This is a genomic window from Chryseobacterium endalhagicum (genome assembly GCF_016745235.1).
GTDB lineage: Bacteria > Bacteroidota > Bacteroidia > Flavobacteriales > Weeksellaceae > Chryseobacterium > Chryseobacterium endalhagicum.
Map to the genome: position 1 here is coordinate 1,105,515 of NZ_JAELVM010000001.1, position 26,691 is coordinate 1,132,205.

A 26,691-nucleotide genomic window follows, 5' to 3' on the forward strand; every position below is an offset into this window, starting at 1 on the left:
GGATGTCTGAAGACGGGAGAGAGAAATTATTATACGGCTTCAGGATATAAGCGGGACTGAATATCTTCCAGCCTCCTTCCTCCATCATTATTTAGAATTCCAGAAATCTTTTACAATCAGTTTGATATTCTGGAACGTGCTTGGGAAAACTTCATCCTCAATCCGGGCGGTGTTTTTCCAGGCTACTTCAGTGATTCCTTCTTCTATCTGCGGTTTTGAAGTGTCTTCACCATCGAAATTCATTTCAAACCAATGCGTGCATTTAAGGATCTTTTCACCGTTTCTTTCGATGTAAATATGATAGGTGGTGTTGATGAATTTCACCAATTCCACATCCCTCAGACCGGTTTCCTCTTCAATTTCCCTTACAGCAGATTCCTCACGGGATTCGCCTTTTTCCATCTTGCCTTTCGGAAGATCCCATTTGCCCAGTCTCTTAATGAAAAGAAGCTCACCCTGAGGATTGCTCACAAGACCTCCGGCCGCTTCTATGATCCTGAAAAGCTTTTGAAATTCACTCCAGATCTCGTCAATATTCTCACCAAAAACATTCAGTTCTTTCACAGAAGTATTCTCTAAAAGATCCAAAGCGATTTCTAAAGTTGTGAAACTTTCATACCTGAGCTCTTTTTCAAGATTCTCAGAATGTTTAGACACCAATAATTTTTTTTCGTTCACAAAAACTTTATACATTTGTAAGAATTAAGAATTTAAATACAAAAATAAAAAATGAATTTAGAAGGACGAAAAATTATTGTCAATAAATCATCTAAAGAACTGTCTGAAATACTAAAAACGCCTGAAAACTATAAAGATTTTATGCCGGACGGTCTTCAGAAATTTGAAACAAGAGATAACGGGTTCAAATTCGGACTTCAGGGAATGCCGGAAATCGCTTTGAAAATAGAAGAGGTGAACGAGCAGAAAGCCGTTTTGAAGTCGGCAAGTTCAAGTCTTGATTTTTCATTAACCGCTACTCTGAATCCTGTAAGCGAAAACCAAACAGAGGTTCAGATGCTTTTTGACGGAAAATTCAATCCCTTTATCAAAATGATGGTAGAAAAACCACTTCAGAACTTTATCAATACCTTAACGGATAAGATCGAAGCTTACAAATAATAGAAGTCCTGAATTTTCAGGACTTTTTTATTGCTGTACGGTTACGGGATTATAGAGTTCCGGGATACGGGGTGACTTTGAAAGTTGGTTTTGTTGTTGGTGAGTTGCTGTAATTAAGCTAATGAGTTATCGTCTGAAATCTGGTGTCTGAGATCTGATATCTAAAACCTCGCTCCCTCATTCACCATTCACTTGCAAAGCAATTCACCATTGACATTATCTCCTTCCGAAATCAGCAGATTAAGCCAGAACTATGGTCCATCGTACTTCCTGTAGCAGAAGCCAGTACATTGATTTCATTATTCATCTTTAGAACACCCATGAAACCGAAGATCAGGGCTTCTTTATAATCAATGATTTCCTTTTCCGGAATGATGATCCCTGATTCTGTATTCTCCCTGATTTTTTCGATCAGGAAAGTATTGTAGGTGCCTCCGCCGGTGCAGAGAACATTCTGCAAGCTGTATTGATTAATAACATTCGAGATCTGCTGTGCCACATGTTCTGTAAAAGTGGCCATGGCATCTTCTGTGGATATACTTTCCAGGAGAGGGAAAATAAATTCTGTACACCATTCTATACCTAATGATTTAGGATGAGACTGGCTGTAAAAATCCAAAGCATTTAGTCTGGTTAAAAGATCTTCGCTGATATTGCCTTTTCTGGCCAGATCCCCATTTTCATCAAAGCTTTTATTGAATTTTTGAGCGAGTCTGTTCAGAACAATATTGAACGGAGCAATGTCAAAAGCGATCCTCTGATTGTTCTTTTTTAATGAAATATTAGAAAATCCTCCAAGATTAAGGCATGCATCATATTCGCTGAAAAGCAGCTCGTCTCCGATGGGAACCAAAGGAGCACCATTTCCTCCCATCAGGACATCCTGACTTCTGAAATCATAGATTACGGGTAGTCCGGTTTCTATTCTGATAGCTCTTCCATCTCCAATTTGAAGGGTGAATTTTCTTTGAGGCTGGTGAAAAACCGTGTGGCCATGAGAAGAGATCAGGTCAATATGATCAAGTTGATGATCACTGATGAACTGCTTAACTTTCTGTCCCAGATAAAAACCGTATTCGGAATGAAGCTCCAGTAATTCTTCAGAAGATAAATGGATAGAATGTCTAAGCCTGTTTTCCCAGCTTTCAGAATAAGGAATTGTTTCCGCTTTTAAGATCTCAAAATTCCAGCCGCGCTGCTTTTCAAAAGCGGCAAAGCATATATCCAGACCGTCCAGACTGGTTCCGGACATGAGTCCAATAGCCTGAATCCTCATATTATTGTGGTGTTTTCTTTTCTTCCAGTCTTTTTGTACTGAAGTCTCCCGAGCTGTTGAAGAAAGTATATTCGGAGAAATCATCTTTAGCGGTCATTCCATTGGCGCCTACAAGGGTAGAGCCGTCTTCCATGGTAACGTATACGGTATCTTTGGTGTAGATCCTCTTTTTCTTCTGATCCCAGTAGATGCTCTGCATGGCAAAACGCTGGCCTTCATTAGTCGTAATCCTTACGTCACCTTTTGCTTCGTAGAATTTTTTATATTCAAAAATACGGGCATATTTGGCGCTGATCTTACCGGGAACTTTGGGTTTCTTTTTATCATAGAATTCTATGTTGATTCCTTTTCTTGCAACAATATAAGGACTGTCTATCAGTGTATATTTTTCAATGATTTTAGCCTTTGCTTTTAAGGAAATAAACCCGGAATCACGCTGGATGATATTGGCATTATGGATGACCTCCGAAGGAAAGTTCTTGCTTTTGCTCCCTTTATTCTTGGTAAGGTCTTCTTCACAGGATGTCAGTATAAAAAATATAGCACAACTAAAAAGGCATGCTATATTTTTATATGATATTTTTTTTGAAAAATTCATTTTAGTTGTAAAGGTTCTTTCTGAACCATCTGTCAGCAAAATTGAAACCGACTCTCAGGTTGATGTAGTTCTGGTTGATCAGGTTGTTGTTAAGAGTTCCTCTTTTTCCAACTTCTACACCCAGTTCAAGACCACTCATTCTGGTGATGCTGCTTGTTTTGAACGGTAGCATTACTCCTGCAGAGATTCCAAACTTGTTGATGCTGTTTCCGTCTATTTTCAGGTTTCCTCTTTCGTAGAATGCTCCGTATCGGTAGATCACTCTGGAGAAATAGTTTCTGAAGTTGTTGTAATTCGGCAGGTACCAACCTCCGGCAGAGATTCTGTAGGTATCCTGGAAATCAAATGACTTCCCGAAATAAGAAATATCTTCTCCTTTTTTATAGTCAAGCTGGCCGGATAGGAACCAGTGGTTTTCGCTTCCATAACCAACCCCTAACGAGGCTTGCAGTGGAAGAAGGTTTTTAGAGCTTGTACTTTTTCTTTCTATAACCGTTTCTAAAATCTTGGAGCTTTCAGCAGCATCAGCATATAAATAGGTACTGTTCACATAATCAGTCGTCATATTGCTGGTATTTCCAAACGTAGCAGTAGCTCCGATGGTTAATTTTTTGTCAGTACGCGGATTCAGGCTCTGGTAGCTTCCACCAAGTGTGAAGTTAAAGTTCTTGATGCTGTTTTTCGTTTCATATCCGTTGATGTATTCAGCATCGGAGATACCGTCAGTACCAAAGGATTTTATTTCGTTCAGATCATAAAGATTTCCAAAATATAGATTGGCTCTCAAACCTACGGCGAAATTCTGGTCTATTTTGTAAGAAACCGCAGCCTGTGCAGTGTTCAAAGTTCCACTTCCCTTAAAACGGTTGGTATAATATCCGGTGAATGTTTCAACATTTTCTATCATTTCGTACCTTTTCTCCGTATTTTGAATGTCGTACGTTTTAGAACTGTAAGGCTGATAGGAAAGTCCCATTTTCACCTTTGGAGATAAAGGAAAAGCCAGTGCAATATTAGAAAGATACGTAGAATGTTTGGTAGACTTCGTATCGTTGTAATTTGTTTTGAAGTAATTGTTTTCGTTGGTTGCTTCCAGTCTGATACTTGTAAGCTCGAAATTAGAGTTATTCGCAGGGTTTGCGAAATTGAAGCTGCTTGTGAAATCACTGATAAAAGCAGTGGAAATACCACCCATGGAGGCAGTTTCAATCGTATTATCATATTTTACATCTCCAATTCCATAAGTTGCATACGGAGAGTTACTAATACTCTGTGCATTTAGGAAGTATCCAACTGATATGAATGATACCGCAAAGATTTTTTTCATTCTTTATTTTTAAAACAATGCGCAAATATCTTAAATATTAATGAATTGTAAAAATTATATGTGGTTAAAGTTTGTTAAGGGCCTTTCTTTACACGGAAAATGCAATTTTTCATAAATAAAAATATCAATTCTGCTAAATAAAAAAGACCGTTCATTGCAGTTTTTGAACAGTCTTCTTTTAAGGTCGGGAAGCTTGAAGCCCGGAGAGGGAAGTTCAAGATGTCGAAAAATAGAAATACTACTTGGTTTTAGTTATTTTTAAATTTACTGTTCAGTAACTTCCAGCCTCCCTCTTCCATTATCCATCCTTTTACTCGTAGCCTAGTTTATTTCACCTGAAGCACAGATCTGCTGTGGCTGAAATTCTCAAAACTGAATTTTCCGTGGTATTTTCCCATTCCCGAAGTGCCTACACCGCCAAACGGTAAATAATGAGAACCTACATGAATAATAGCACTGTTGATTTCCGCATCACCACTCGTTGTACGGTTCAGAACATCATCCGCGAAGGCCTGGCTCTCCGTGAAAACATATAAAGCCAGCGGTTTTGGTCTGTTGTTGATTTCTTCCAATGCTTCATCAATATCGGTGTAGGTCATAATCGGAAGAATAGGTCCGAAAATTTCCTGCTGCATCACCTGATCGTCCCAATTCACATGGTCCATAAGGGTAGCCTCAAAATGACGGGTTTCAAGATCGTAGTTTCCTCCGTAAATCACTTTTTCAGGGGCTGCTTCCAGATAACCTGCCAGATGTTTGATCTGATTGGCATTGATAATTTTTCCTATTTTGCCCAAAGATCCATCCGGATACGTAGTTTTTAAATAGGCTTTGAATTTTTCCAGAAATTGATCCTTCACAGATTCATGGATGTAGATGTAATCCGGAGCAACGCAGGTCTGGCCGCAATTGATCCATTTTCCGTAAGAGATTCTCGCAACGGCCTTATCCAGGTCAGCATCGTGATGAACAATGGTTGGAGATTTTCCTCCAAGCTCCAGGGTTAAAGGAATCAGCTGTTCCGCGGCTGCTTTCATTACTATTTTTCCAACATTCGGACTTCCGGTAAAGAAAATATAATCGAAAGGAAGACTCAGCAGTAAAGTATTCTCTTCAATAGCTCCCTGAACCACGGCTACATAAGATTCGTCAAAGGAGTCCTTCACAATATCTTCAAGAACTTTAGCCACATGAGACGTATTTTCCGAAGGTTTGATAATAGCTGTATTTCCGGCAATCAAAGCGCCGATAAGCGGACTGAAGGTCAATTGAACCGGATAGTTGAAAGGCCCGATAATATAGTTGACTCCATAAGGTTCATGGATTATTTTGCTCACAACTTCAGCTCCGGACGGATGCGGCTTAGATTCTACCGGGACTGGTTTTGCCCATTCGTCTATATTTTCCAGAAGATAATCAAGCTCACTCAGGACAATCTGAATTTCCACATATTCCGCTTCTTTTCTGCTTTTCCCCAAATCAATATCCAGAGCTTCGCAAAGTGCATCGGTATGACCGGAGAATACATCACGGAATTTTCTTAACTGTGTTTTCCTGAATTCAATGTCTTTCGTCTGATTGGTTTTGAAGAAAGCTTTCTGCTGCTGGAATATTTCTCTTATTCCCTGTTCTGTTTCTTTATTCATTATTTATTATTTATTATTTTGTGATTAAAAAGTAAGCTGAAATAGCATCAGTAATTTACTTAAAAATTCCTTCAACAAATGTATTGTTAAAAATTATATTGTGTAAAATTTAAATTGAGATTTATTCTAATTGAATGATTGACGGGACCTATTAAATGTGTCAATGGTGAATTTTGCTGTGCAAGTGAATGGTGAATTTTTAGAATCAAGAATCAAGAGCCAGGAATCAAGATTTTAAATATCAGATCTCAGACACCAGATTTCAGACGATAAGTCATTAACTTAATTACTTGCAACCTGCAACAAACCAACAAGCAACCAGCAACAAAACCAACTTCCAAACTCATTTACTCTCCAAGTCAAAAACCTCTCTAACTCTCAAACCCACAACTTAACATATTTAAGGTTCTGAATTGACATAAGATTTTTTATCTTTGGAACATGAATTGGGAGAACATCGCCGGACAGGACAATCTGAAAAAACTTCTCAGAGAAAGTATCGCCGAAAACAGGGTGAGCCATGCACAGCTTTTTTTAGGAAAAGAAGGCTATGGGACTTTTCCTATGGTACTGGCTTATGCCAAAGAAGTCTTCAGCCGGGAAAATGAGCATGCCGCTTCAAAAGTTGAGCATTTGAACCACCTGGACCTGCATTTCAGTTTTCCTGTTTTTACCGACAATAAAAATTCATTAAGCAAAAATAAATTCGAAGAGTTCCGGGAGATGGTTTTAGCTTCTCCTTATGCGAGCTATGACGACTGGACAGCGTTTCTGGAATCTGAAAATAAGCAGCTTTTTATTTCTGCGGATGAGATCGATGATCAGAACCAGAAATTTGCTTTAAAAAGTTTTGAAGGCGGAACCAAAATCCTGATTGTCTGGAGAGCAGATAAAATGAATATTGCTGCGGCCAATAAATTTTTAAAATTTTTAGAAGAACCCCCTTCAAAAACGCTTATTCTTCTCACGGCAGAAACGGCTAATGATATTCTTCCCACCATTCTTTCCAGAACACAGATTGTGGAAGTCCCAAGGATCAGCGATGAAGATCTGGAAAGCCATCTTCAGAAAAACTTTTCGGTTTCAGGGGAGAAAGTACGGGAAATTGTTCACGAAGCACAGGGAGATCTCAATAATGCACTGAAGATTTTAAACTCCGAACATAAAAGTGATGAGTTTGAAAAGCTTTTTGTACAATGGGTGAGGGATGCATTTATGGTAAAAAAGAAACCTCAGTTCCTGAAAAGCATCATCTTCTGGGCCAGGGAAATTGCCGGGTGGAACCGGGAAAAACAGAAAAACTTCCTGAATTACTGTTCCGAAATTTTCAGGCTTGCCCTGCTTCAGAACTACCAATCTGAAAATCTCGTGTATAAAAAAATCGATGCGGATGGTTTCAACTGGGCCGGATTCTCGAAATTCATCAGCGGAGCCAATATTGAAAGTATTCTGGAAGAAATCAATACGGCGGATCTTCACCTTACCAGAAACGGAAATCCTAAAATTGTATGGACGGATCTGGGCATCAAACTGTCGCGCTACATTCACAAAAATTCATAGAAAATAATACAAAATATCAAATCCGGAACTGTTCCGGATTTTTTTTGCTTTACAATTAAACACTTGATTCGGGATGGGCAATCCAGGAGTAAGCATTTTTTACACTTATCTTCATATTGTTTCATTTACTGGTGAAATGTATACACTTGCTTATTGGTTCTAGGAGCTGGCTGAAGGTCTCAGTATATTTATCAGCGGGTAAATACTGATAACCATTTTAAGAACGAAAACCATTAAACAGAATATATTATGAGACCAATCAAGACTTCTTTATGTCTGTTATTACTGTCAGCAGCAACTTTCTCAGTTTCTGCTCAGAATGTATGGACAGGAACTTCAACACCTACCACAACTACAGGAAATGTAGGAATAGGGAATGCCGCACCTGCTGCACGGCTGGATATCAATACCAGTTCCGTTTCTTCGCTGAAGATCAATCATAACCAGTTGCTGGGAGGTGGCAACCCGACGAATATCATAGAAATATACAGAAAGATAAGCGGTTTATCCGGATCTTCCACCTTAATTAACTGGTTAGGAACCAATGGGGTGTTCGGGCTTAATTCTTTATCCAATACTGTCAACGAAAACCGGATGCTGTACAGTGACAATGTGGGAAATTTAAAGTCATCGGTTATTGAACTTTATTCCAATCCATATTTTAATAATGGAACTGTAATCAATTCTATCAGGCATGTTTCAAAACTGGATTTTGTTAATGCATATACCGGTGATTCCTTTGGCGGTGTTGATTTGATGTCCAAGGGGAATAATGAACTTTGGGTAGTAGGTGGTCTGGATGTAATGTTTAATGTAAAAGCTTCATCATTTATTACGACTTCTGATAGAAGATTGAAAGACAATATTCAGCCCTTAAAAGACCGTTCTCCTGATTTGCTTAATATCAATTCCTATTCTTATACTTTCAAGAAAAAAAGTGAGGGTGACAAAAAAAATGACACCGAAAAACTGCACTTCGGTTTTATAGCCCAGGAAGTGGAAAAAGAATTCCCGAACCTGGTATCTATTGATGAAAAGGGAAACTATGCCCTTAATTATATTGAATTTATTCCATTGCTGCTGAACGAGCTTAAAGATCAGAAATCAGAAATTAAAGATCTTAAAGAAAAGATGGCCGCGTTGGAAGCCAGAATAAACGGAGCTTCGGAAACTTCAAAAGCAATACCGGAAAAAGCAATTTCGGCGTCTTCATTTTCCCTTGAACAGAATGTTCCCAATCCTTTTAACCGGGAAACGGTGATCAGGTTTAATGCCGGAGGCGACAACGTTTCCATCGGAATTTACGATCTGGCAGGAAGACAGCTTCAGGCTATTCCTGTTAAAAAAGGGGAAAAACAGATCAGTGTTTCCGCAAGTACCCTGACGCCTGGAACCTATATCTACAATCTCCAGGTTGATGGGAAATTAATTGATTCTAAAAAAATGATTGTTACCAATTAAAGCTTTTTGCTTTTATCATTTAGGGGAGATCCGGCGTCACAGCCGGATTTTTTTATGAAGTCAAGAAGTTAGATATTAGAAGTTAGAAGTTAGAAGTTAGAAAGGAAAGCTATTGAAGTCTAGGATAGAAATATAGTATGGTTTTATTAATTTTTTAACTGCTCAACAAATTTAAAGCTGATTACTTAATACCAGCGTCCAACAGAAACTTCGAATTTCCCTCTTCCAGCTTCCGGCCTTTCTAACCCAAACTCAGGCTAAAATTAATTTTCTGTCAATTATTCAATTACAAAATCTTTAATTTTCAATACGTTATGTTATGAAATATTAAAAATTGATTAAAAAATCAATCAATCGTTTGATTTGTTGAAAATCTTGTGTACATTTGCCCCCTGAAAAAATAGAAGTGATATGGTTTCAAAAGAAGAAAATATATTATTTGCTGCGGAGAAGCTTTTTGCTGAAAAAGGCTTTGAAGGAACTTCCACCAGGGAAATTTCAAAAGCAGCTAATGTGAACATCTCTATGATTTCCTACTATTTCGGGTCTAAGGAAAAACTGTACGAAAAACTAGTGGAATACAGAATGAGCGAGGGCCAGTTCTTTGCCAAAGACATTCTTGAAAGAACAGATATCAATGAATGGCAGAAGATAGAAAAGATCGTTGACCAGTTTTCCGGAAGGGTAAGGCATCACAAATGCTTTTACAGAATCATGCAGCGTGAGCAGCTTCACACGGAAAATCCTCAGATCGTGGAATTTCTCAAGCAGACCAAGATGGGCTTTATCTCTATGTATTCCCAGGTCCTTGAAAGCGGCCTTAAAAAACGAATTTTTACCAAAAACCCACCTATTTACCTGCTTCATGCTACCGTGAGCGGAACTTTATTTTATGCATCCAATGCTAAGGAAATGTACAAAGAGTTCCTTAACGATACCGAAGACGATGAAGTTTTTGACGAAAAATATTACACAGAACTTAATTTACACATAAAATACTTACTAAAAGACCTTTTAGGTTATGAAGAGAATAAATAACTCGGTAGTGGCATTATCCCTTTTCATGGGAATGGCAGCCGTAAGTGCTCAGGAAAAGAAACAGCTTACCCTCGACGAAGCCGTACAGCTGGGAATCCAGAACAGTAAAAACCTTAAGATTGATGCCGCGAAGATAGAAGAAGCCACGGCAGATCTTTTGGAAGCCAAAAACAGACAGCTTCCCGAGCTGAAAGTTTCAGGAAGCTATATGTATCTTCCTACTAAACCCACCGTTGATCTTAAGATTTCAACAGGTTCCGGTGCAGCAGGAGGTCCGGAAGTACATCAGGTAGCCTATGGATCAGTGAATCTTAGTGTTCCCATTTACAGCGGTGGAAAAATCAAGTATGGTATCCAGTCTGCAAAATATCTGGTGGAAGCCTCAAAACTGAGCACGGAAAACGACAAGATAGCGATTGCTTACAACGTGGCTCAGGCTTATAACAATTTATTTAAAGCGAACCAGTCCATCAAAGTTTTAGAAGAAAATCTTACCGCTTCTCAGAAAAGGGATGAGACTTTTCTTAAACTGGAAAACAACGGAGTAATTGCGAGAAATGACCGATTGAAAGCCAATCTTCAGACATCAAATATTGAATTGCAATTACTGGAAGCTAAAAACAATTATAATATTGCCAACATCAATATGGATCTGTTACTGGGTATTCCCGAGACTACGGAAATTGAAGTTGACCAGAATTATATAGAGGAAGGCTCTGAAGTAAAAGCAGTTGATTATTATGTAAATGAGGCTAAAGAAAACCGTAAAGACTTACAGGCTTTGGCTCAGCAAAGAAAAGCGGCAGAACTTGGAACAAAGTCGGCAAAAGCTGAAAATCTTCCTTCCATTGCCTTTACCGGAGGATATGTAGCGGCAGATATTCCAAAATTTCTTACTGTATACAATGCAGTCAATGTCGGAGTTGGAGTTTCTTATAACTTATCCAATATCTGGAAAGAAAATTCTTCACTGAGACAGTCTCAGGCAAGAGAAAAACAGCTGGCAGCCAACGACGAATTGCTGAATGACAATATTAAGCTTGACGTAAACAGAGAATATCAGAATACGGATTACTCTAAAAAGAGAATCGCAGTCTATGAAAAAGCTGCTGAACAGGCGAATGAAAACTACAGGATCACCAAAAACAAATACGACAACGGTCTGGCAACCATGACAGAACTTCTGGATGCAGATGCAGCTCAGATTTCTTCCAACGTTGGCGTGATCAATGCAAAAGCAGACGCCGCTTTAGCTTACAGAAAACTATTACAGACAACAGGTACTTTAACAATTAAATAATCAGACTCAAACCAAAATGGAAAATAATAAACCAACCGTTGAACTTGAACCTAAAAAGAAAAAAAGCTTAGTTTTTCCGATCATCTTAGCCGCTGTAGTAATCGGCGGAGGGATCTACGGATACAGAGCTTTCACTTATGGTCAGTATCATGAGGAAACGGATGATGCACAGATCACATCCAATATGGCGCCGGTAATTTCTAAAATTTCCGGATATGTAGCAGAAGTAAAAGTAAAAGATAACGAGTTCGTAAAAAAAGGCGATACTTTGGTTATTCTTGATAACAGAGACCAGAAGATGGCTCTTGAGCAGGCTCAGGCAGCATTATCTACAGCTAAAAGCAATATTTCAAATGCAGAAGCCACCACGACTGCGACTTCAAAAAATATCAGTTCTTCCCAGGCAGCGGTAACCACAGCCAATGCCCAGATAGAAGCAGCTAAAGTAAACGTCTGGAAAACATCACAGGATCTGAAAAGATATTCTGTTCTTGTGAAAGACCATTCCATTACAGAACAGCAGTACGAGCAGGCTTTGGCCGCCAAACAGTCGGCAGACAGACAGCTTCAGGTTTTGGTTGATCAGAGAAATCAGATTGCCCAGCAGACGACCATTGCATCTTCTCAAACAGCTGCAAGCTCCCAACAGATCAGTGTTGCAGGTTCAGTAGCAAAACAGAGAGAAGTAGATGTGGAAAATGCTAAATTAAATTTATCATACACCGTAATCCTTGCTCCTGAAGATGGGTATGTAGGAAAAGTTTCTACTCAGGCAGGACAGTATCTGCAGGCCGGATCACAGCTTTTTGCTTTGGTTAAAAACGACCAGAAATGGGTTGTAGCCAACTTCAAGGAAACACAGGTAGATAAAATGGTAGAAGGCCAGAAAGTGAAAATTGAGATCGATGCTTTCCCAGATAAAGAATTTGAAGGCGTGGTAAGCTCATTCTCCCCGGCTACAGGGGCTACTTTCTCAATCCTGCCTCCGGATAATGCCAGCGGTAACTTCGTAAAAGTAGTGCAGAGACTTCCTGTAAAGATCGATTTTGTAAATATTGATAAAAATATTGCAAAAAAACTGAGAACAGGGATGAACGTGAAGGCAGAGGTATCGCTTAAATAATATTTAAAATTGTGAACAGGTCAGTTAAACTTCGTTGTCAATGGTGAAATTATTTTGGCGCTGTCTAATTAATCAGGCGGTTTTAAAATTCACCATTCACCTGCGTAGCAAAATTCACCATTGACTTTTTCACAACCTAAAAAAATATGCAAGAATCATTAGTAGAATACGGAGCCCGGAGAGTGATCATCACGATCACGGCAATCCTTTGTGCTCTGCTTGAAATTGTGGACTCCACGATTGTGAATGTTGCCCTGAATGAGATGAAGGGGAATCTTGGAGCCACACTTTCTGAAGTAGGCTGGGTGATCACGGCTTATGCCATCGGTAATGTGATCGTTGTGCCAATGACGAGCTGGCTGTCTCAGCAGTTCGGACGTAGAAATTACTTTGCGGCTTCCATTATTATATTTACTGTATTTTCCTTTCTGTGCGGAAATGCCACCAATATCTGGGAACTGGTATTTTTCCGGCTGATGCAGGGGATAGGCGGGGGAGCACTTCTGGTGACCTCACAAACGATCATTACAGAATCTTACCCTATTGAGAAAAGAAGTATGGCGCAGGCTATTTATGGTCTGGGCGTAATTATCGGTCCTACTTTAGGTCCGCCGCTGGGAGGATATATTGTAGATAATTTCAGCTGGCCGTATATTTTCTACATCAATATTCCCATCGGAATTGCGGCAACATTGATGACATTACAGTTTGTAAAAAGTCCGAAATATGCTGAGAAACGAAGGGTTTCAGATGTAGACTGGATCGGGATTGCTTTACTGGCGGTAACCGTAGGATCTTTACAGTTTATTCTGGAAAGAGGACATGAGGAAGACTGGTTTGAGAGCGGAATGATAGTAACATTCACTGTATCGGCCATATTAGGATTTATCCTTTTCCTCTGGCGCGAACTTACCTTCAAATATCCCATCGTGGAACTCAGGGTACTGAAAAACGGAAACTTAAGAATCGGAACGGTGATGTCGTTTGTATTAGGATTTGGGCTGTATGGGTCTACATTCATCGTTCCGCTTTATACACAGAGTATTTTAGGGTGGACGGCCCTGCAGTCGGGAGCTTTGATGATTCCAGCCGCACTGACGACCGCCTTTATGATGCCGATTATCGGAAGACTGCTCTCAAAAGGAGCCAAACAGCAGATTCTGGTATCTTTAGGACTGTTCATCTTCTTCGTCTACAGCTTCTGGGGCTATAAAATCCTGACACCGGATACCGGTAAGGATGCCTTTTTCTGGATGCTGATTGTAAGAGGAGCTGGTTTAGGACTTCTGTTCATCCCGATCACTTCACTGTCATTAAGCACACTGAAAGGTCAGGAAATTGGCCAGGGAGCAGCCTTTACAGGAATGATGAGACAGCTTGGAGGTTCATTCGGGATTGCGGCAATTACCACATTTATTGCCAATGCAGGTCAGAAGTACAGGCTCAACCTGATCTCTCACCTCGACGAAAACAGCTTTGAGGTACAGCAGCGACTGAACGCCTTAAAAGCCAGTTTTGTCGCCAAAGGAATGACCCCGGATGCAGCAATGAATGCGGCCTATAAAATGATGGATATGTCAGTCACCAAACAGGCCACGGTACTTTCCTATATGGATGTTTTCCTCTACCTTGGAGTGATATTCCTCGTATGTATACCGTTCATTCTTTTCATAAAAGAAAGGAAAAGCAAAGAAAAAATAGATTTAAGTGGTGTACACTAAATTTTATCTGAATTAATACAAAGCCTCCGGAATTTCCGGAGGCTTTTTTATGTGATAATAATTGAATCAATATTGATCTTTCTTACTGAAGATGCTTCTACCTCATTCAGCACGACATTGTCATAACATTATGTTTTCAATTATAGAGATTAGTATTAGAAATGTCATGCTGAGCATAAATTGAAAATTTACGAATGGAGTTCACGAAGCATCTTAATACTCTTAAAAACTTCAAAATCCTTAATGGTTCAAAAAGCGCTACAGTAAAATCCGCTTAATCTGTACAATCAGCGAGAGATTATACTTTTTGAACCAAAAAAAATTAAACTTATTTTCTGTTAATTAATAGTTGCGGTCCATTCAATACCGCTGATATCAACAAGCTTTATCCCGTGAATTTTTTCTTTCTGAACTAAAATATCAGCCAGATTTAAACTAAGATCAGCCTTTGAACCCAGCGGAATAACCAGACTGTGTTTCCCCGGTTTTACTTTCGCCACATAATGATTGCTGATCTTTTCTTTCGGCAACTCTGAAAGCTCTTTATGATTAAATTCTTTCAGAATATTTCCCTCCTTATCCAGAATATGAATCCCAATCAGGAAAGAGCCGTAAACATCCGCACCCTGTGTTCTGTACACCTCAAATCTGAGATCTGAGCCGGTAAGAGAGACGTTGGAAATTTCTATTTTCGGTTTTACAGATTTATTATGGAGGGTTCCCCAAACGCCGCCATGAAAATACTGGTTGGTGTACAGTGTCAGCCCAAAAATCAATACCGAACCTGCCAGTACCAAAGTTTTCGGTTTCGATAAAGGAAGAATACCCGAACCCAGCCATAAAAACCATTTTTTGTGCGTGAAACCCTTATTTTTTTTAATGAAATAATGATCCATTGAAAAAGGACCGCTTCCGGTAAGAAACAGAACAAATCCGCCTGCAATGCCCAAAACGCCAATCTGCCATTCATCAAGGCATGTGGTCCCGATCCATCCGGAACCCAGCAGAATTCCGAGGGCAAGACCAAAGATCCCAATGCTCATTAATCGGGTAAATAATCCTAAAATAATGAAAAGTCCTACCACGGCTTCTACAATCGTAAAAACCATCATGGAGGTTTGCAGTGCATCCGGATGGGTGACCAGATATTCTATAATGGGTTTAATGCCTAAAGCGTTGGGCAGGAAATGATTGAATTTTTCTCCGATGTATCCGGCTTCATCCGGATCCAGTTTGTTTTCGAGAATGAGGCGGCGCCAGAATGCTGAAAAATAGGTCCATCCGATCACGAGACGGAGTGATAATGTGTAAAGTCCGGCCAGATCATAAGACCGGCTGTCTGAAGTATGTTTCATTGAAATGGTTTTGTATTAAAAGACTGTTGAATAAAATTTTGCTTGAAATAAAGCCTAAGCAATGTGTAATTTTAGTCTTTTAAACAGAATGTATTTCGGCGGACTGTTTCCGGAAGTCTTCCCGGAATAGGAGTTTAAAGTTGATGCTGATGTTTGGGAACTAAGCGATGTATTCCAGTTGAAATGAAAACTTTTGTTGGTAAGTTTTACATCAGATTTTGAAGTCGCTGTTCTAGAAGATGAGGTCTGATTGGAAAGCTCACACGCAGCACCCGTTGTTATTTTTACTTTATTTAAACCGCTGATGTGCTGGATATCAAAAATGCCGAGAACATCTCTTTTTACGGAACACGGGGACAGTGAAAATGCCAGTATAAGCATCAGGACGATGGCTTTATAGTTTTTCATATGGATTTTTGATGCTGGCATTATTACAAAACTACATTTTATTTTAGATTTAAACTGATGAATTTCAGAAATTCCTCCTGCTGATCCACAAATAAGTAATGGGAACAGTTATCAATCAGTTTAAAATGATTTTTTCCAACCCTATTTTTCATGTCGTTAAGCTGTTTAGCCGAAAATATACCATCATTTTTTCCGTAGACAGCAAAGATAGGGATGCCCCTTTTTTTAATTTCTTTTAAAACTGCAGTATTATCAAGATTGTTTTGAGATTCATTTTTATAGAATTTCAGGGGAGATTCCGGGTTTCTGATATTGTTAGCGTAAAAGTCACCGGATTCGTATGCCGTTCTTAATCGTTGGCTCTCATCAGTCGGGGAGGGCATGGAAAAGAATTTCATCTCACCTGCGATATTGTAACATCTTTTCCTGTAATCTGCGGAGTTTTTGCTTAAGCTTTCAATCTCTGCAATTTCCTTAAGTTTTGAAGGATCATTTTTAAATTTTTCTTTAGCCTCTTTTAAAATATGATCATAGGTTTCCTGCTGTGTGAAAAGAGCTCCGGCAAGCGTCAATGAATTGACTTTCTCAGGAAACTGACGGGTAAATAAGGTTCCAATAATTCCTCCGAAACTGTGGGCGATGATATTGGCTTTTGTAATTCCATAAGTCTTATAGATTCCGTTGAGGTCTTCAAAGCTTTCTTTAAAGGTCATGGAGGCATTTTCATCTTTCGATCTGCCTTCTCCGCGTCTGTCATAAACAATAACGTAAAAGCCTTTGTCTGCCAGTGTTTGAGCGGTCGTTCCTTCAAACAGGGTAGCATTTCCACTAGGTCCGCCATGGATGAAAATCACAGGCGTATTTTTCGGACTGCCGTAAGCTTTGGAATAGATGTTCTGGGCATTAAAGGAGATAAAAAGAAAGGCAAAAAGGAAAGACAGAAATGGTTTCATAGGCTATTTTTGAAAGGACTAATTTATCATGTTTCTGTAAATTTCCGCCGATAAATTTTTAAAATTAAAATCCTGCTGACGGACAGTTGTCACAATCCTGTCTTATCTTTAATGCCTGAAATGTTCAGAATAATCAAATATGAATTAAAAAGACAAAATAATGGATCAAAATAATTTTGACGACATCATAAAGCGTTCTCTGGCCATCAGGGAACAATATCATGAGCTGGAAAGACAGCACCACGGCACGGTATGGACACTGGAAGAGGATGCTCTGGCCTATCTTACGGATGCCGGGCTGGTGGGAAGAAATATCATGTCCCATCAGAAAAGATGGCTGAAAAAGGATTCTGCCGCAGAACTGGAGCATAAACTGGGTGAAAACATCTGGTGGCTGATTGTACTGGCAGACCGCACAGGAATTGATATTAAAGAAGCTTTGGAACAGTTTTTAACCAAAACAGAAAATCTATTCAAATGAGTTATTGTTTAGCCATAGAAGGAATGAAGCCTGAAAGCAGAAAGGAACTTCATAAAAACTACCACGATCATTATTACGGATTTCCGATTCATGATGACAATGAACTTTTCGGAAGACTGATCCTTGAAATCAACCAGGCAGGACTGAGCTGGGAAACGGTTTTAAAGAAGGAAGAGAGTTTCAGAATGGCTTACAGCAATTTTGATATCCATGCGATCGCCGCTTATACGGAAGCAGACAGGGAAAGGCTGATGAACGACCCCGGAATTATCCGGAACCGCCTGAAAATAAATGCGGCCATTGAAAATGCCAAGACCATTACAGCACTTCAGAAAGAATTTGGGTCATTTGAAAAATGGCTGGAACATCATCACCCGAAAACCCTTCAGGAATGGATGAAGCTCTTTAAGAAGACCTTTAAATTTACCGGCGGAGAAATCGTCAATGAATTTTTAATGAGCACCGGCTATCTGAAAGGTGCTCATGCAGAGAGCTGTCCGGTGTACAAAACCGTACTGGAGCAGAAGCCGCTTTGGACGGGTGAGCTTTAGGCTGTAGGAGTCTGAGAGTTTTAGGATGATTATTGTGCAACCGGGTATTTTAAACCATAAAAAAGCCCCTTTCGGGGCCCAACTAATAAAAACTGTGTATGAAAAAACTAACCACCATCACGGTTTCCAAAAACTCCACACTTTTCCGTTAAAAACGGCAAGTTGTTTCGCTGTTGTATCATAAGCCATCATACCCGGAGCAGGATTAATGATGTTTAAATGCGGACTGGACACTTTAGGCAAAATCATTGCCTTGCTGGTGTCTTCCAGTACCAGGATTCCCGGATCGGGTCCCGGAGCTCCAACGGTAACTTTTGCACCGGGCTGTTCATCGAATGGAGTCTGCATGGAAAGTCCATCTACATTCGTCAGCGGGTCTATTGTAGTTCCTGTGGTATCTACTGAAAGATCTTTCCAGCCTGAGTTATACTTTACTTTTACTTTATGGTCTGAAAGATCATAGGCGATGGTTCCGTTTACGGCTCCTGTGACGGCACCTGTGCTGGTAACCCAGGGAAGGATGATCCCTTTATTGGCATCTCCAAACTCTATTGAGACTGAAGGGCTGGTAACAGATGATTTTCCTATGGCAATCTGCCCCGAAACAGCAGAGGCGCCTAATAAAAATATGAGAATTTTAAATGTTTTCATTGTGTCTGTTATAAAGTGTTTATATGATTAAGGACAGGTTTGGGTATTGAAGCATTTCCACCCTGCTGCAGTACCATCTGTATTGATATACAAGCAGTCTGAAGTAATATTATACACCATCATTCCTTCTGCCAGATTTGCTGCAGGAATAGCATTGATCTGTTCGATGGTCAATCTGTTCGGAACAAATCCTTTAGTTTTGGCTTCAAGGGCCATCCAGCCTCCTTTCCTTATTCCCGGCCAGCTTCCGGTGTTTTCTGCTGCTCTTCCTAAAGCAGTAATACCATACAGTGTAGTTAAAGCTGTTCCCGCAGTAACTGCCGGTTGATAACAGGCATTTGAACATAAAGCAACGGCTGCGTTAAGGGCATTGGCATACGTATAGGTTCCATTATAGGTTGCTGTTAACGTATCATTATTCTCAAGCACGGTATAGAATCCATTAGTTCCGTAATCAGCCGGAGTGTTGTTCCCGGCAGTGGCCTGCGGAGAGGTTGTAGCGGTGGGATTATTCAGAGTTCCTGCACTGAAGGTTCCGCCGTTGGCCGAGATGTAAGTAATTACTCCTGCTTCAGAAGCATCTGAACATCCGTCGTTATCACTGTCGTTATCAAGACGATTAGGTATTCCGTCTATATCGGTATCTGTTTCATCATATCCAAAAGGAGAGCCCGTAGTTACTACATAGGGACCTTCATTAGGAACAATATCAGATATAAATAACATGATTGCAGCCTGATTATCATTTGATGGAACAGTAAATGATATGGAATTATAAACTCCATGAAATACAAAAGCAGCCTTGTTTTCATGAGCCGGGTAGGTTGTAATATAATCTCCTATATTTACCCCGGGAACGGTTCCTTGCAATCCAGATACATATACAGGCTGTGGAAAGATAATCTGACTGCCGTTAAATGATGAAGTGGTAAGTATCGGATTTTTAACGGGTTTGTTAAATGTAATAGTGACAGTATAATTATTAGTGAAAAGAGCAATACCTGAATTAGCCGTAACTGTATTTGTTTCCGGGCATCCAGCATAAGTACCTGCTCCAAAATTCCAATGACTGCCAGCCCCACCGTTAAAAGTTTTTGAAGTGGTAGCTTTAACTGTTACGGTATTTCCATTAACTGTAGCATTACCTGTTACTTCAGTGCTGGTATAAGAGGACCATGTTACCTTATTATTAGCATTTATAGTGTTTTCACATAATATGGCCTGTTGTTCGGTAGTATCCAAAACGCCGTCATTATCATCATCAATATCTGTAATATCGGCAATCTCATCATTGTCACTATCAGCACAAACATTCAGTACGGATGAAATGGCATATTGAAAATAACTGCTGGATGAAAAATCTGACTGACTATCTAAGTTTGTATCAACACTATCATTTAATCCATCATTATTAACGTCTGAACCTGCCGGATTTAATTGCGCTCCCGTAGGATCTGCTATTCCATAACTTGTCCCCACATTATTGATTGTATTTGGAGTAAATACATCCGTAAGAGGTGTCACGCCTGCTTCTTTAATATCCGAACAGCCATCTCCGTCGCTATCTAAATCTAAATGATTTAAAACCCCATCTCCATCTGTATCTCTGGTACAGTTTGGTTTAGGATAAGAAGACTGGATATACCCCTGGACTCTGGGGCGAATTTTTATTTCCTGAATAAGACTATTAGTAACTATTCCAGCCAGCCCTCTTAATCTGAAAATGCTGTATTTTGCATTTTGATTTTGAGTGAACGTAAATGTTTGTACGTTTCCGACAGGAGCATTGGTCCCGGTTGATGGATTAAATGCAGGTATAAGTGTAACCCATGAAGCTCCGTCCCAGCCTTCCATAATAAGAGAATTGGCAGCATTTGTAAAACTGGATTGCCCATTGGTATTCATAATAATTTGTAAAGCTTCACCAATGATAGGATGTTCCGGCGTTATTTCAAATACGGTGAGGTTTGATTTTGTGGTTCCATTTGAAAATCCAAATGTAGTAGATGTATTATTATCCTTAATATTAGCTATTGTTGATGTATTAAGGATTTCTGTACTTACATTGGCAGGAATACTGATCTCGTCTATATTGAAAAAGCAGGTAGGGCTTTCTACAGCGTCTGCAATCCCGTCATTATCATCATCCAGATCCAGATAGTCTTTAATTCCGTCTCCATCGGTATCAGGTCTGTTATCAACCGGATCGCATGAATTTCCTATGAGGTCGCCGTCATCATCATTGGATCTGATTTGAGAATTTCCTATGCCTTGTCCGCTATTGGCAGTTGTAGGAATGCCATTGGCATTTACTGTATTTCCTAAATTTTGATTAACAGGCCCTGCATAGCCGTTATAAGAAGCTCCGGTATTCCCTCCGTTAATAACTGATGCTACAAGGCTGGAGCTGGTAAATCCTCCGGCTCCTTCAGTAGCATCCGGGCATCCGTCACCATCACTGTCCAGGTCAAAGTGATCGGGTATACCGTCACCGTCTGTATCTGCAACAGGGCAGATGTTACTGAGTATGAAGTCCATAAATTCACCTCCAAGACCGGCAGTAGAGCCACCGGGAGGTACTGTAAGCCTGATTTGGCTTACAACTCCGTTAATTTGTAAAGAACCCGCCGCTGCTCTGGAATTGTTTGTTGCAGCATTTACGGCTGTTGTATTTCCATCTGAATTGGCGAGGAATCCTGCTGAAGGACAGGATGAATTATGACAGCCATTAGCATCTCTTGCAGTAGTAGATGTAGTGGAAAAATCTCCTGTTGAGCCCGTAAGCTTACTCCATGAAGCTCCGTCCTGTAAAGTAATTACTGCTGTAGTGAGATAACCTCCTGTACTATTTCCTCCCAATCTGTCAACTTGTAAGATAGGCTGATTTACATAAACAGGCTGTCCCAGTGCATTTTCAAATTTAATGAGAATCTCAGAGTTCCAGTTAAATAAAGCGGTTAAACAACGTGTACTTGCAACATTCGGGCTCCAAAAGTTATTAGCTCCGAAGGTTTCAGCAGCAGTTGACAGGTTAGCAGGATTTACCGGCTGAGAAAATTTTGCTATAACGCCATTACCAAAATTATAAGTGGCTGTGGATCCTGAAATAGTCCATATTCCGGATGTTGGGCCATTTGAGCAGGCGTTTATTTCTAGGGTATCAGGTATTCCGTCATTATCATCATCAAGATCGTTTTGATTAATGATGCCGTCACCGTCCCAATCATCGAAGGGACCGGTTTGCGCATGCAAATAGTAATTTGAAGACAATAGTAGTAACAGACACTTGATGAGTATCCATTTCAATCGATAATTTTTTTTGTTCATGAGGTTTTTTATTGAAGGATGTGTTATTTCCTTTGAATTATTAAGATAAGGTTGATATTATGTGTTTTTTATGTTGTTTTTTAAAGTCTTGTGATGATCATTTTTCGTGTTGATGATGTCATTGAAGTTGCCCCACAGCCATTACAAAATGTAGAGTTTCCTTTAATCTGATCGCCCTGCTGTAAATTAAGAACAACAGTATCATACCCGGAAGACCTTTGAGAAGCTGAAGTTGCTGAAACCACCATAGTATAAAATTGGGTAGACTGTGCCGTATTATTTTTTAAGATTCCCAGCGCATTATGAGCTGCTACATTAGCGGAGGTATGAAACCCTGTTTCCATAAATTCTATTCTGTAATTTCCTGCCTTCGGACATGTCCAGATGTCGGTGGTTAAATTAAAATCTGCTCCTCCGTTTGGACTGTAATCAATGGCGGTAAAATTGGAAGTGTACGTAACTCCCTGGTTATGGGTTTCAGCTGTTGAAGATGATACAGCGTATGCATAGCCCGATTTGGATAATGAAACCAGTTCGTAGGTAGTTCCGGCAGCCGTATTGTTATCTGTTTTTACAAGAAGTGCAGTTTCTCCCGGGCTCAGAACAATTGTTTGTGTATGATCAATAAGCTCGGTACCGTTTCCATCAATAGTAAGGGTATAGACATTGGATAGATTTTTTACATAATAAAGTCTTCCATGACGGTCCGTCCCTGTGGTAGAGTTGGGAAGCGTCAGCGTGCCTGCTGCAGTTCCCTGCCACGAAATATAAAAATCAGTTTCAGCAGCATTATAGGCTGTAGTGGTGATGGTTTCATAATTAGCAGCAAATGAACCGTCTACAGAAAGTGTGGATCCGGGAACCGGAGTGTTAATTCCTACATTACCGGTCTGAGCCTGCAGAAGAGTAATACTTCCTGTTAAGATGAGGGCAGATAAAATTGTTTTCATAATTAATGTTGTATTTATTTTTTAAATCATTTAAAGTTTTAAAAGGGTATAGGATTGATATTGTCAGAAAAATTTCTTTTTCCAGGCTGCAATCGTATTCCTGCTCATGCCGTAATGTATAGCCACCTGGGTATTGGTTAGATTGCAGGTTTTCTGATGTTTAAGGATTTTAAAAATAGCAGACTTATCATAAGACCTGTGTCTTTTGTTTAGAACAGATGCTTCGTCCGTGAGTTTTCCAAAAATGATGCTTTCCAGATTGATAATATCCAGTTCGGACAGATTCTTTTTTTCAAGAATAGGCATGCATCTAGCCTTTTTATCCGGGAATTTTATTTTGATGAGATCTTCGTAAATTTTTTTATAATCTGGTCTGGATGGTTTCATATTTTAAAATATTTATGAATATTTTTATTTTCTGGATTTTCTATTCAGATATCAATAAAATTGACTGTATTGAAATAGTGCGGGATTATAATTTATCTATGCCAACTTGTGCATTTAAATTGAATATTATTATTTTATTTTTATTCGTATTTTATATTTATTATTAATTTGATATTATATAATTTGTTTTTGAATGGATTTAATATTTTTCAATCCATTTATATAAAGTTGTTTTTGGAATTTTATATTCTTCCACAATTTCATCTTTTGTTTTCTGTCCTGTTCTGAGCATTTCAAGGATAAACCTGATCATTTCCGTGGTATAAAGGTTCTTTCTGAACCTGGGCAGAATATTCTTTTTCTTTTCTGTTTTGTAGGTAGTCACTTTTTTCTGTGGAGCGTAAAGGATAAGATGCTGGGAGTAAAGCCTGAAAAAGTCATATTCCAAAATCTTGCTCCATTTGAGGAGAAGAGCTGTGGACAGTTCAGTCTGATTGTACATTTCTTCCACTTCTTGTTCAGTACATTTTAAAAAGCCGCAGATACGCTGGATTTCAATCTCATTATGTTCTACTTCAGACTTGATTAAATACCCGATATTGATGTTTCTTAAATCTATTTTCATTAAAATTTTTCTTCCGGACAGGCCTTTTTTAAGGTTAATCTTTTATCAATGAGAACAGTCATTATCATTCTTATATGCATATACCCGGGAGCCAAAGTTATCCATCAAGAGAAGGAAAATAATAAATTGAAGTATTAATTTGTATTAATTAAATTATGGATTTTAAATAAAAAGTATTAATTTTAAAAAGATAAGTTGTTAGTTTTCAGTATTTTATTTTTTTTAATGTATTAATTCAAATGCCGGACATGATTAACCGGAATTTATAGACCATACTAAAGGAATTATTTGTAAAATTGTTAATACAACATTGTACCGGATGCAAAAAATTATACCTTATCTGTTATTTTTTATGTTTTTCATAACTTCTTGCAAGCCTGAAGAGGAAGATGATTATTTTCTTGCCATAAGTAAAGAGCTTACCATAGAGGTAAGAAATGATCCGGAAAAAATGAAGGAAATATTTACCAGAGAATTGGATAAATATCAGGAGACCGGAGACATGAAATTTCTAATTAGCAGCAAGCAGGTAGAAGTTGTTATTTACGGAAATGATAAACAAAAGCAGATTCCTCTGTGCTATGATCTTTTAAAGCTTAATAACGGCAGGTATCCGTTTATTACCATTAACTGTAACAATAATCTTTCTGCTTATTTTGAAAAGAGTTCACCCGAATGGGCGCTGAAATATGTGAATGATGCTATCCGCGTCAGTGAAAAAACCGAAAAAAAGTATTCGCTGGAACATCTTTATCATTTCAAGGGAAGAATACTGTACAACGAAGGCAAATATGAAGAAGCTATCTTATTATTTGAAAAGGCACTTGAAATCTTCAGCAGCCAGCACGAGATCATGTATATTGCTTCTATGCATAATAACTTTGGCTTGTGCTATGAAAAAATGAATCAGCCGAAGCGGGCAATAGAAGAGACGGAAAAAGCAATTAAAATCCTTTCTGGCAAACCGGATTTAAGGAATGTTGAAAAGATTTTTCTGAATTATATGAAAGGAGGTCTTGCCGATTACTACAGAAAAGCCGGAGATTACCAGAAAGCAGAAGCACTGTTACGTTCTGAGCTGGATTTTTCACTGAGGAATAAAAACTATGGAATGGCCATCAATGCATCCGGAATCTTGATGGGTATTTACGACAGTATTCTTATTAACCCGCTAGGAACCGATCATATCGTAAAATCACTGGTGAAGGTGGAGCCCGAACTGAAGGACAATGAAAATAAAATAACCCTGAATACGATTCTTCAGAATTATTATTTAAAAACAAATGATATCCAAAGTCTGATGAGTATTTCGAAAAAACTGACTCATCTCAACCGGGAGAATAACGAAAACAGCCGAAAGGAAATTGAGACGAAATTAAAATTTGCCAATCAGTATCTCATCAAATCAGCTAATCAGGAATTTGAATACGAAAAAAAGAAAAACATCTTTTTTCTGATGAGTATATTTCTTTTAATTGCTGTTTTTTTATTGATCATCTTTCTTCTGATCAGAATGAAAAAAAGAAAATTTGAAGTTCACGCCAAAGAAAAGGAGCTCTTTATTAAGGAAAATGAAATCCTGACCAAGGAAAAAATAATTTTTGAAAAACAGAGAAAAATCCTGGAGAAGGATGTGCAGATTCAGAAAGAAAAAATTAATCATCTGCATCTTAATCTCAATTTAAAAACAGAGACCGAAAGAGAATTCTTAGAGAATATCAAAAAGATTAAAAAATCCAAAAGCATTGATACCGAAGAAGTATTGAGAAACCTTCAGCTTAAAATGAATAACCTTATCCTGATCGATAAAAAAAATAATGATCTTATTGATGAAAGCTCTGAGGAAAATAAAAAGTTCATTGAAAACCTTTCCGGAAAATATCCTTCCCTTACAGAACAGGAGCTGCAGCTTTGTGTATATTTTAAGCTGGATCTTACCGCCAAAGAAGTTTCCCTTCTCGAAAAATTTACAGTGGGAAGCATCAGGGTATACAAAACAAAAATAAAAGTAAAAATGGGATTGGGGCGAGAAGACAGTTTAAGTGCAGCCTTAAGTGCGATTTGATTCTTTGCAGAATTTAAGGCTGAACTTAGAATTTATCTCAGGCTCCGTACCGAAACATCCGGCTTTTCACCCTGTGGCACAATGAATATGGCATTATCACTGATGGAATCTCCCGGATCAAAATAATAGCTTCCGGTTACAGGAATGGTACTGGTGGTAAATTTCCCTGATTTGTCATACGCAGAATATGTCACATTAATCATCTGGGCCTTCATTTTAAGCTGAATCTTTTTGGAGGTAAGCTTTGCGCCGGTGGCATTGATGCAGTCTAATTCCACAAGTCCGGTATTGCTCACAATCTGAGGAAAAGAAGACAGCCTGATGTTGTAAGCTTTATCCGAGCTGTTTTTTACGGATGCCGAAACTTTATAGCGGTCATAAGGCTTTCCCCCTGCTTCAACACTTTCTTTGTTCAAGATATTAAAAGTGATACTCATTCCATTAACATCAACAGTCTGGCCGTCGGAAATTTTCTGTCCTTTTACTGAGATTCCCAAAAGAATAACAGCTGTTAAGGTAATTAAAGAGGTTAGGTTTTTCATAGTTTAGTTTTTGTGGTTGGATATGGATTAAAGTTACATAAAAATAGGCAAAATAGGTTCCCGGCTGTTTACAGATTTCTTATAAGATGGCTCGATATGATCAATGGGCGGCTGTCTCAAAATTGAGAAGGCCATTTTATTAGTTTTCAACTCAAAATTCGATTTTGAATCTTTGCTTTCCTTTAAATTCAGCATCACCTAAATAAAAAAATTATAAAATTTAACGC

At 38.8% G+C, this 26,691-nt stretch carries 24 protein-coding genes; 10 read left to right on the top strand and 14 right to left on the bottom strand.

Annotated features, from left to right (window positions below; translation table 11 throughout):
• Nucleotides 1-87 precede the first annotated feature (87 nt).
• Nucleotides 88-693 (bottom strand): NUDIX hydrolase, encoded by a 606-nt coding sequence (locus JET18_RS04950; protein ID WP_202089506.1) that lies wholly within the window; start codon nucleotides 691-693, stop codon nucleotides 88-90.
• A 36-nt stretch (nucleotides 694-729) separates the two neighbouring features.
• On the opposite strand from JET18_RS04950, the gene JET18_RS04955 reads away from it, so the two are divergent.
• The gene (locus JET18_RS04955; RefSeq protein ID WP_202089507.1) at nucleotides 730-1,119 is read left to right on the top strand and encodes an SRPBCC family protein; all 390 of its coding nucleotides are present in this window, start codon (nucleotides 730-732) and stop codon (nucleotides 1,117-1,119) included.
• A 232-nt stretch (nucleotides 1,120-1,351) separates the two neighbouring features.
• Here the strand turns inward: JET18_RS04955 and JET18_RS04960 are convergent, their stop codons facing one another.
• The 4 genes from JET18_RS04960 to mdlD all read right to left on the bottom strand — a co-directional run bounded on the left by JET18_RS04960 (nucleotide 1,352) and on the right by mdlD (nucleotide 5,966).
• Nucleotides 1,352-2,395 (bottom strand): anhydro-N-acetylmuramic acid kinase, encoded by a 1,044-nt coding sequence (locus JET18_RS04960; RefSeq protein WP_202089508.1) that lies wholly within the window; start codon nucleotides 2,393-2,395, stop codon nucleotides 1,352-1,354.
• A 1-nt stretch (nucleotide 2,396) separates the two neighbouring features.
• Nucleotides 2,397-2,993, bottom strand: a complete 597-nt coding sequence (gene lptC / locus JET18_RS04965; RefSeq protein ID WP_202089509.1) for an LPS export ABC transporter periplasmic protein LptC — start codon at nucleotides 2,991-2,993, stop codon at nucleotides 2,397-2,399.
• 1 nt (nucleotide 2,994) lies between these two features.
• Nucleotides 2,995-4,320 carry a hypothetical protein gene (locus JET18_RS04970; protein WP_202089510.1) on the bottom strand — a complete coding sequence of 442 codons (1,326 nt, stop codon included), beginning with the start codon at nucleotides 4,318-4,320 and terminating at the stop codon, nucleotides 2,995-2,997.
• A 326-nt stretch (nucleotides 4,321-4,646) separates the two neighbouring features.
• Nucleotides 4,647-5,966 carry an NAD(P)-dependent benzaldehyde dehydrogenase MdlD gene (mdlD, locus tag JET18_RS04975; protein ID WP_202089511.1) on the bottom strand — a complete coding sequence of 440 codons (1,320 nt, stop codon included), beginning with the start codon at nucleotides 5,964-5,966 and terminating at the stop codon, nucleotides 4,647-4,649.
• Nucleotides 5,967-6,407: 441 nt separating this feature from the next.
• On the opposite strand from mdlD, the gene JET18_RS04980 reads away from it, so the two are divergent.
• The 6 genes from JET18_RS04980 (at nucleotide 6,408) to JET18_RS05005 (ending at nucleotide 14,169) form a co-directional block, all read left to right on the top strand.
• Complete coding sequence (locus JET18_RS04980) at nucleotides 6,408-7,526, top strand: DNA polymerase III subunit (protein ID WP_202089512.1); 1,119 nt, start codon at nucleotides 6,408-6,410, stop codon at nucleotides 7,524-7,526.
• Between the two features lie 249 nt (nucleotides 7,527-7,775).
• Complete coding sequence (locus JET18_RS04985; protein ID WP_202089513.1) at nucleotides 7,776-8,987, top strand: tail fiber domain-containing protein; 1,212 nt, start codon at nucleotides 7,776-7,778, stop codon at nucleotides 8,985-8,987.
• Nucleotides 8,988-9,398: 411 nt separating this feature from the next.
• The gene (locus tag JET18_RS04990; RefSeq protein WP_202089514.1) at nucleotides 9,399-10,025 is read left to right on the top strand and encodes a TetR/AcrR family transcriptional regulator; all 627 of its coding nucleotides are present in this window, start codon (nucleotides 9,399-9,401) and stop codon (nucleotides 10,023-10,025) included.
• Entirely contained in the window at nucleotides 10,009-11,325 is a 1,317-nt protein-coding gene (locus JET18_RS04995) for a TolC family protein (RefSeq protein WP_202089515.1), read from the top strand. The genes JET18_RS04990 and JET18_RS04995 overlap by 17 nt, the downstream gene beginning before the upstream one ends.
• Before the next feature lie 16 nt (nucleotides 11,326-11,341).
• The gene (locus tag JET18_RS05000) at nucleotides 11,342-12,448 is read left to right on the top strand and encodes an HlyD family secretion protein (RefSeq protein WP_202089516.1); all 1,107 of its coding nucleotides are present in this window, start codon (nucleotides 11,342-11,344) and stop codon (nucleotides 12,446-12,448) included.
• A 146-nt stretch (nucleotides 12,449-12,594) separates the two neighbouring features.
• Complete coding sequence (locus JET18_RS05005) at nucleotides 12,595-14,169, top strand: DHA2 family efflux MFS transporter permease subunit (RefSeq protein WP_202089517.1); 1,575 nt, start codon at nucleotides 12,595-12,597, stop codon at nucleotides 14,167-14,169.
• Nucleotides 14,170-14,507: 338 nt separating this feature from the next.
• Here JET18_RS05005 and JET18_RS05010 read toward each other — a convergent pair whose 3' ends face one another.
• The 3 genes from JET18_RS05010 to JET18_RS05020 are packed head-to-tail and all read right to left on the bottom strand — an operon-like array spanning nucleotide 14,508 to nucleotide 16,885.
• Nucleotides 14,508-15,524 carry a TQO small subunit DoxD gene (locus JET18_RS05010; protein ID WP_202089518.1) on the bottom strand — a complete coding sequence of 339 codons (1,017 nt, stop codon included), beginning with the start codon at nucleotides 15,522-15,524 and terminating at the stop codon, nucleotides 14,508-14,510.
• Nucleotides 15,525-15,578: 54 nt separating this feature from the next.
• Nucleotides 15,579-15,932 carry a hypothetical protein gene (locus tag JET18_RS05015; RefSeq protein WP_202089519.1) on the bottom strand — a complete coding sequence of 118 codons (354 nt, stop codon included), beginning with the start codon at nucleotides 15,930-15,932 and terminating at the stop codon, nucleotides 15,579-15,581.
• A gap of 38 nt (nucleotides 15,933-15,970) precedes the next feature.
• On the bottom strand, nucleotides 15,971-16,885 hold the full coding sequence (locus JET18_RS05020) for an alpha/beta fold hydrolase (protein ID WP_202089520.1): 915 nt from the start codon (nucleotides 16,883-16,885) through the stop codon (nucleotides 15,971-15,973).
• A gap of 160 nt (nucleotides 16,886-17,045) precedes the next feature.
• On the opposite strand from JET18_RS05020, the gene JET18_RS05025 reads away from it, so the two are divergent.
• Together JET18_RS05025 and JET18_RS05030 are read left to right on the top strand one after the other, a co-directional pair.
• Nucleotides 17,046-17,366 (top strand): nucleoside triphosphate pyrophosphohydrolase family protein, encoded by a 321-nt coding sequence (locus JET18_RS05025; protein ID WP_202089521.1) that lies wholly within the window; start codon nucleotides 17,046-17,048, stop codon nucleotides 17,364-17,366.
• Nucleotides 17,363-17,917, top strand: a complete 555-nt coding sequence (locus tag JET18_RS05030; protein ID WP_202089522.1) for a DNA-3-methyladenine glycosylase I — start codon at nucleotides 17,363-17,365, stop codon at nucleotides 17,915-17,917. Before JET18_RS05025 ends, JET18_RS05030 begins: the two co-directional genes overlap by 4 nt.
• Before the next feature lie 117 nt (nucleotides 17,918-18,034).
• Here the strand turns inward: JET18_RS05030 and JET18_RS05035 are convergent, their stop codons facing one another.
• From JET18_RS05035 to JET18_RS05055, 5 genes are all read right to left on the bottom strand, one after another.
• Entirely contained in the window at nucleotides 18,035-18,568 is a 534-nt protein-coding gene (locus tag JET18_RS05035) for a hypothetical protein (protein ID WP_202089523.1), read from the bottom strand.
• A gap of 27 nt (nucleotides 18,569-18,595) precedes the next feature.
• Nucleotides 18,596-21,895 (bottom strand): hypothetical protein, encoded by a 3,300-nt coding sequence (locus JET18_RS05040; protein WP_202090785.1) that lies wholly within the window; start codon nucleotides 21,893-21,895, stop codon nucleotides 18,596-18,598.
• A gap of 80 nt (nucleotides 21,896-21,975) precedes the next feature.
• Nucleotides 21,976-22,845 (bottom strand): complement C1q domain-containing protein, encoded by an 870-nt coding sequence (locus JET18_RS05045; protein ID WP_202089524.1) that lies wholly within the window; start codon nucleotides 22,843-22,845, stop codon nucleotides 21,976-21,978.
• A 63-nt stretch (nucleotides 22,846-22,908) separates the two neighbouring features.
• The gene (locus JET18_RS05050) at nucleotides 22,909-23,232 is read right to left on the bottom strand and encodes a helix-turn-helix domain-containing protein (protein ID WP_202089525.1); all 324 of its coding nucleotides are present in this window, start codon (nucleotides 23,230-23,232) and stop codon (nucleotides 22,909-22,911) included.
• A gap of 199 nt (nucleotides 23,233-23,431) precedes the next feature.
• Nucleotides 23,432-23,857: a transposase gene (locus JET18_RS05055; protein ID WP_228728486.1), complete on the bottom strand. Its 426-nt coding sequence runs from the start codon at nucleotides 23,855-23,857 to the stop codon at nucleotides 23,432-23,434.
• Nucleotides 23,858-24,176: 319 nt separating this feature from the next.
• Between JET18_RS05055 and JET18_RS05060 the strand changes: the two genes are divergently transcribed.
• Entirely contained in the window at nucleotides 24,177-25,922 is a 1,746-nt protein-coding gene (locus tag JET18_RS05060; protein ID WP_202089526.1) for a tetratricopeptide repeat protein, read from the top strand.
• A gap of 32 nt (nucleotides 25,923-25,954) precedes the next feature.
• Here JET18_RS05060 and JET18_RS05065 read toward each other — a convergent pair whose 3' ends face one another.
• Entirely contained in the window at nucleotides 25,955-26,464 is a 510-nt protein-coding gene (locus JET18_RS05065) for a hypothetical protein (protein ID WP_202089527.1), read from the bottom strand.
• Nucleotides 26,465-26,691: the final 227 nt, after the last annotated feature.

Coding starts and splice junctions, on each gene's coding strand:
- JET18_RS04990 (WP_202089514.1), top strand. CDS start 9,399: ATGGTTTCAAAAGAAGAAAATATATTATTTGCTGCGGAGAAGCTTTTT.
- JET18_RS05050 (WP_202089525.1), bottom strand. CDS start 23,232: ATGAAACCATCCAGACCAGATTATAAAAAAATTTACGAAGATCTCATC.
- JET18_RS04985 (WP_202089513.1), top strand. CDS start 7,776: ATGAGACCAATCAAGACTTCTTTATGTCTGTTATTACTGTCAGCAGCA.
- JET18_RS05030 (WP_202089522.1), top strand. CDS start 17,363: ATGAGTTATTGTTTAGCCATAGAAGGAATGAAGCCTGAAAGCAGAAAG.
- JET18_RS04970 (WP_202089510.1), bottom strand. CDS start 4,320: ATGAAAAAAATCTTTGCGGTATCATTCATATCAGTTGGATACTTCCTA.
- JET18_RS04995 (WP_202089515.1), top strand. CDS start 10,009: ATGAAGAGAATAAATAACTCGGTAGTGGCATTATCCCTTTTCATGGGA.
- JET18_RS04960 (WP_202089508.1), bottom strand. CDS start 2,395: ATGAGGATTCAGGCTATTGGACTCATGTCCGGAACCAGTCTGGACGGT.
- JET18_RS05005 (WP_202089517.1), top strand. CDS start 12,595: ATGCAAGAATCATTAGTAGAATACGGAGCCCGGAGAGTGATCATCACG.
- JET18_RS05055 (WP_228728486.1), bottom strand. CDS start 23,857: ATGAAAATAGATTTAAGAAACATCAATATCGGGTATTTAATCAAGTCT.
- JET18_RS04980 (WP_202089512.1), top strand. CDS start 6,408: ATGAATTGGGAGAACATCGCCGGACAGGACAATCTGAAAAAACTTCTC.
- JET18_RS05045 (WP_202089524.1), bottom strand. CDS start 22,845: ATGAAAACAATTTTATCTGCCCTCATCTTAACAGGAAGTATTACTCTT.
- JET18_RS05020 (WP_202089520.1), bottom strand. CDS start 16,885: ATGAAACCATTTCTGTCTTTCCTTTTTGCCTTTCTTTTTATCTCCTTT.
- JET18_RS04950 (WP_202089506.1), bottom strand. CDS start 693: ATGTATAAAGTTTTTGTGAACGAAAAAAAATTATTGGTGTCTAAACAT.
- JET18_RS05010 (WP_202089518.1), bottom strand. CDS start 15,524: ATGAAACATACTTCAGACAGCCGGTCTTATGATCTGGCCGGACTTTAC.
- JET18_RS04955 (WP_202089507.1), top strand. CDS start 730: ATGAATTTAGAAGGACGAAAAATTATTGTCAATAAATCATCTAAAGAA.
- JET18_RS05015 (WP_202089519.1), bottom strand. CDS start 15,932: ATGAAAAACTATAAAGCCATCGTCCTGATGCTTATACTGGCATTTTCA.
- JET18_RS05040 (WP_202090785.1), bottom strand. CDS start 21,895: ATGAACAAAAAAAATTATCGATTGAAATGGATACTCATCAAGTGTCTG.
- lptC (WP_202089509.1), bottom strand. CDS start 2,993: ATGAATTTTTCAAAAAAAATATCATATAAAAATATAGCATGCCTTTTT.
- JET18_RS05000 (WP_202089516.1), top strand. CDS start 11,342: ATGGAAAATAATAAACCAACCGTTGAACTTGAACCTAAAAAGAAAAAA.
- JET18_RS05035 (WP_202089523.1), bottom strand. CDS start 18,568: ATGAAAACATTTAAAATTCTCATATTTTTATTAGGCGCCTCTGCTGTT.
- JET18_RS05025 (WP_202089521.1), top strand. CDS start 17,046: ATGGATCAAAATAATTTTGACGACATCATAAAGCGTTCTCTGGCCATC.
- JET18_RS05060 (WP_202089526.1), top strand. CDS start 24,177: ATGCAAAAAATTATACCTTATCTGTTATTTTTTATGTTTTTCATAACT.
- mdlD (WP_202089511.1), bottom strand. CDS start 5,966: ATGAATAAAGAAACAGAACAGGGAATAAGAGAAATATTCCAGCAGCAG.
- JET18_RS05065 (WP_202089527.1), bottom strand. CDS start 26,464: ATGAAAAACCTAACCTCTTTAATTACCTTAACAGCTGTTATTCTTTTG.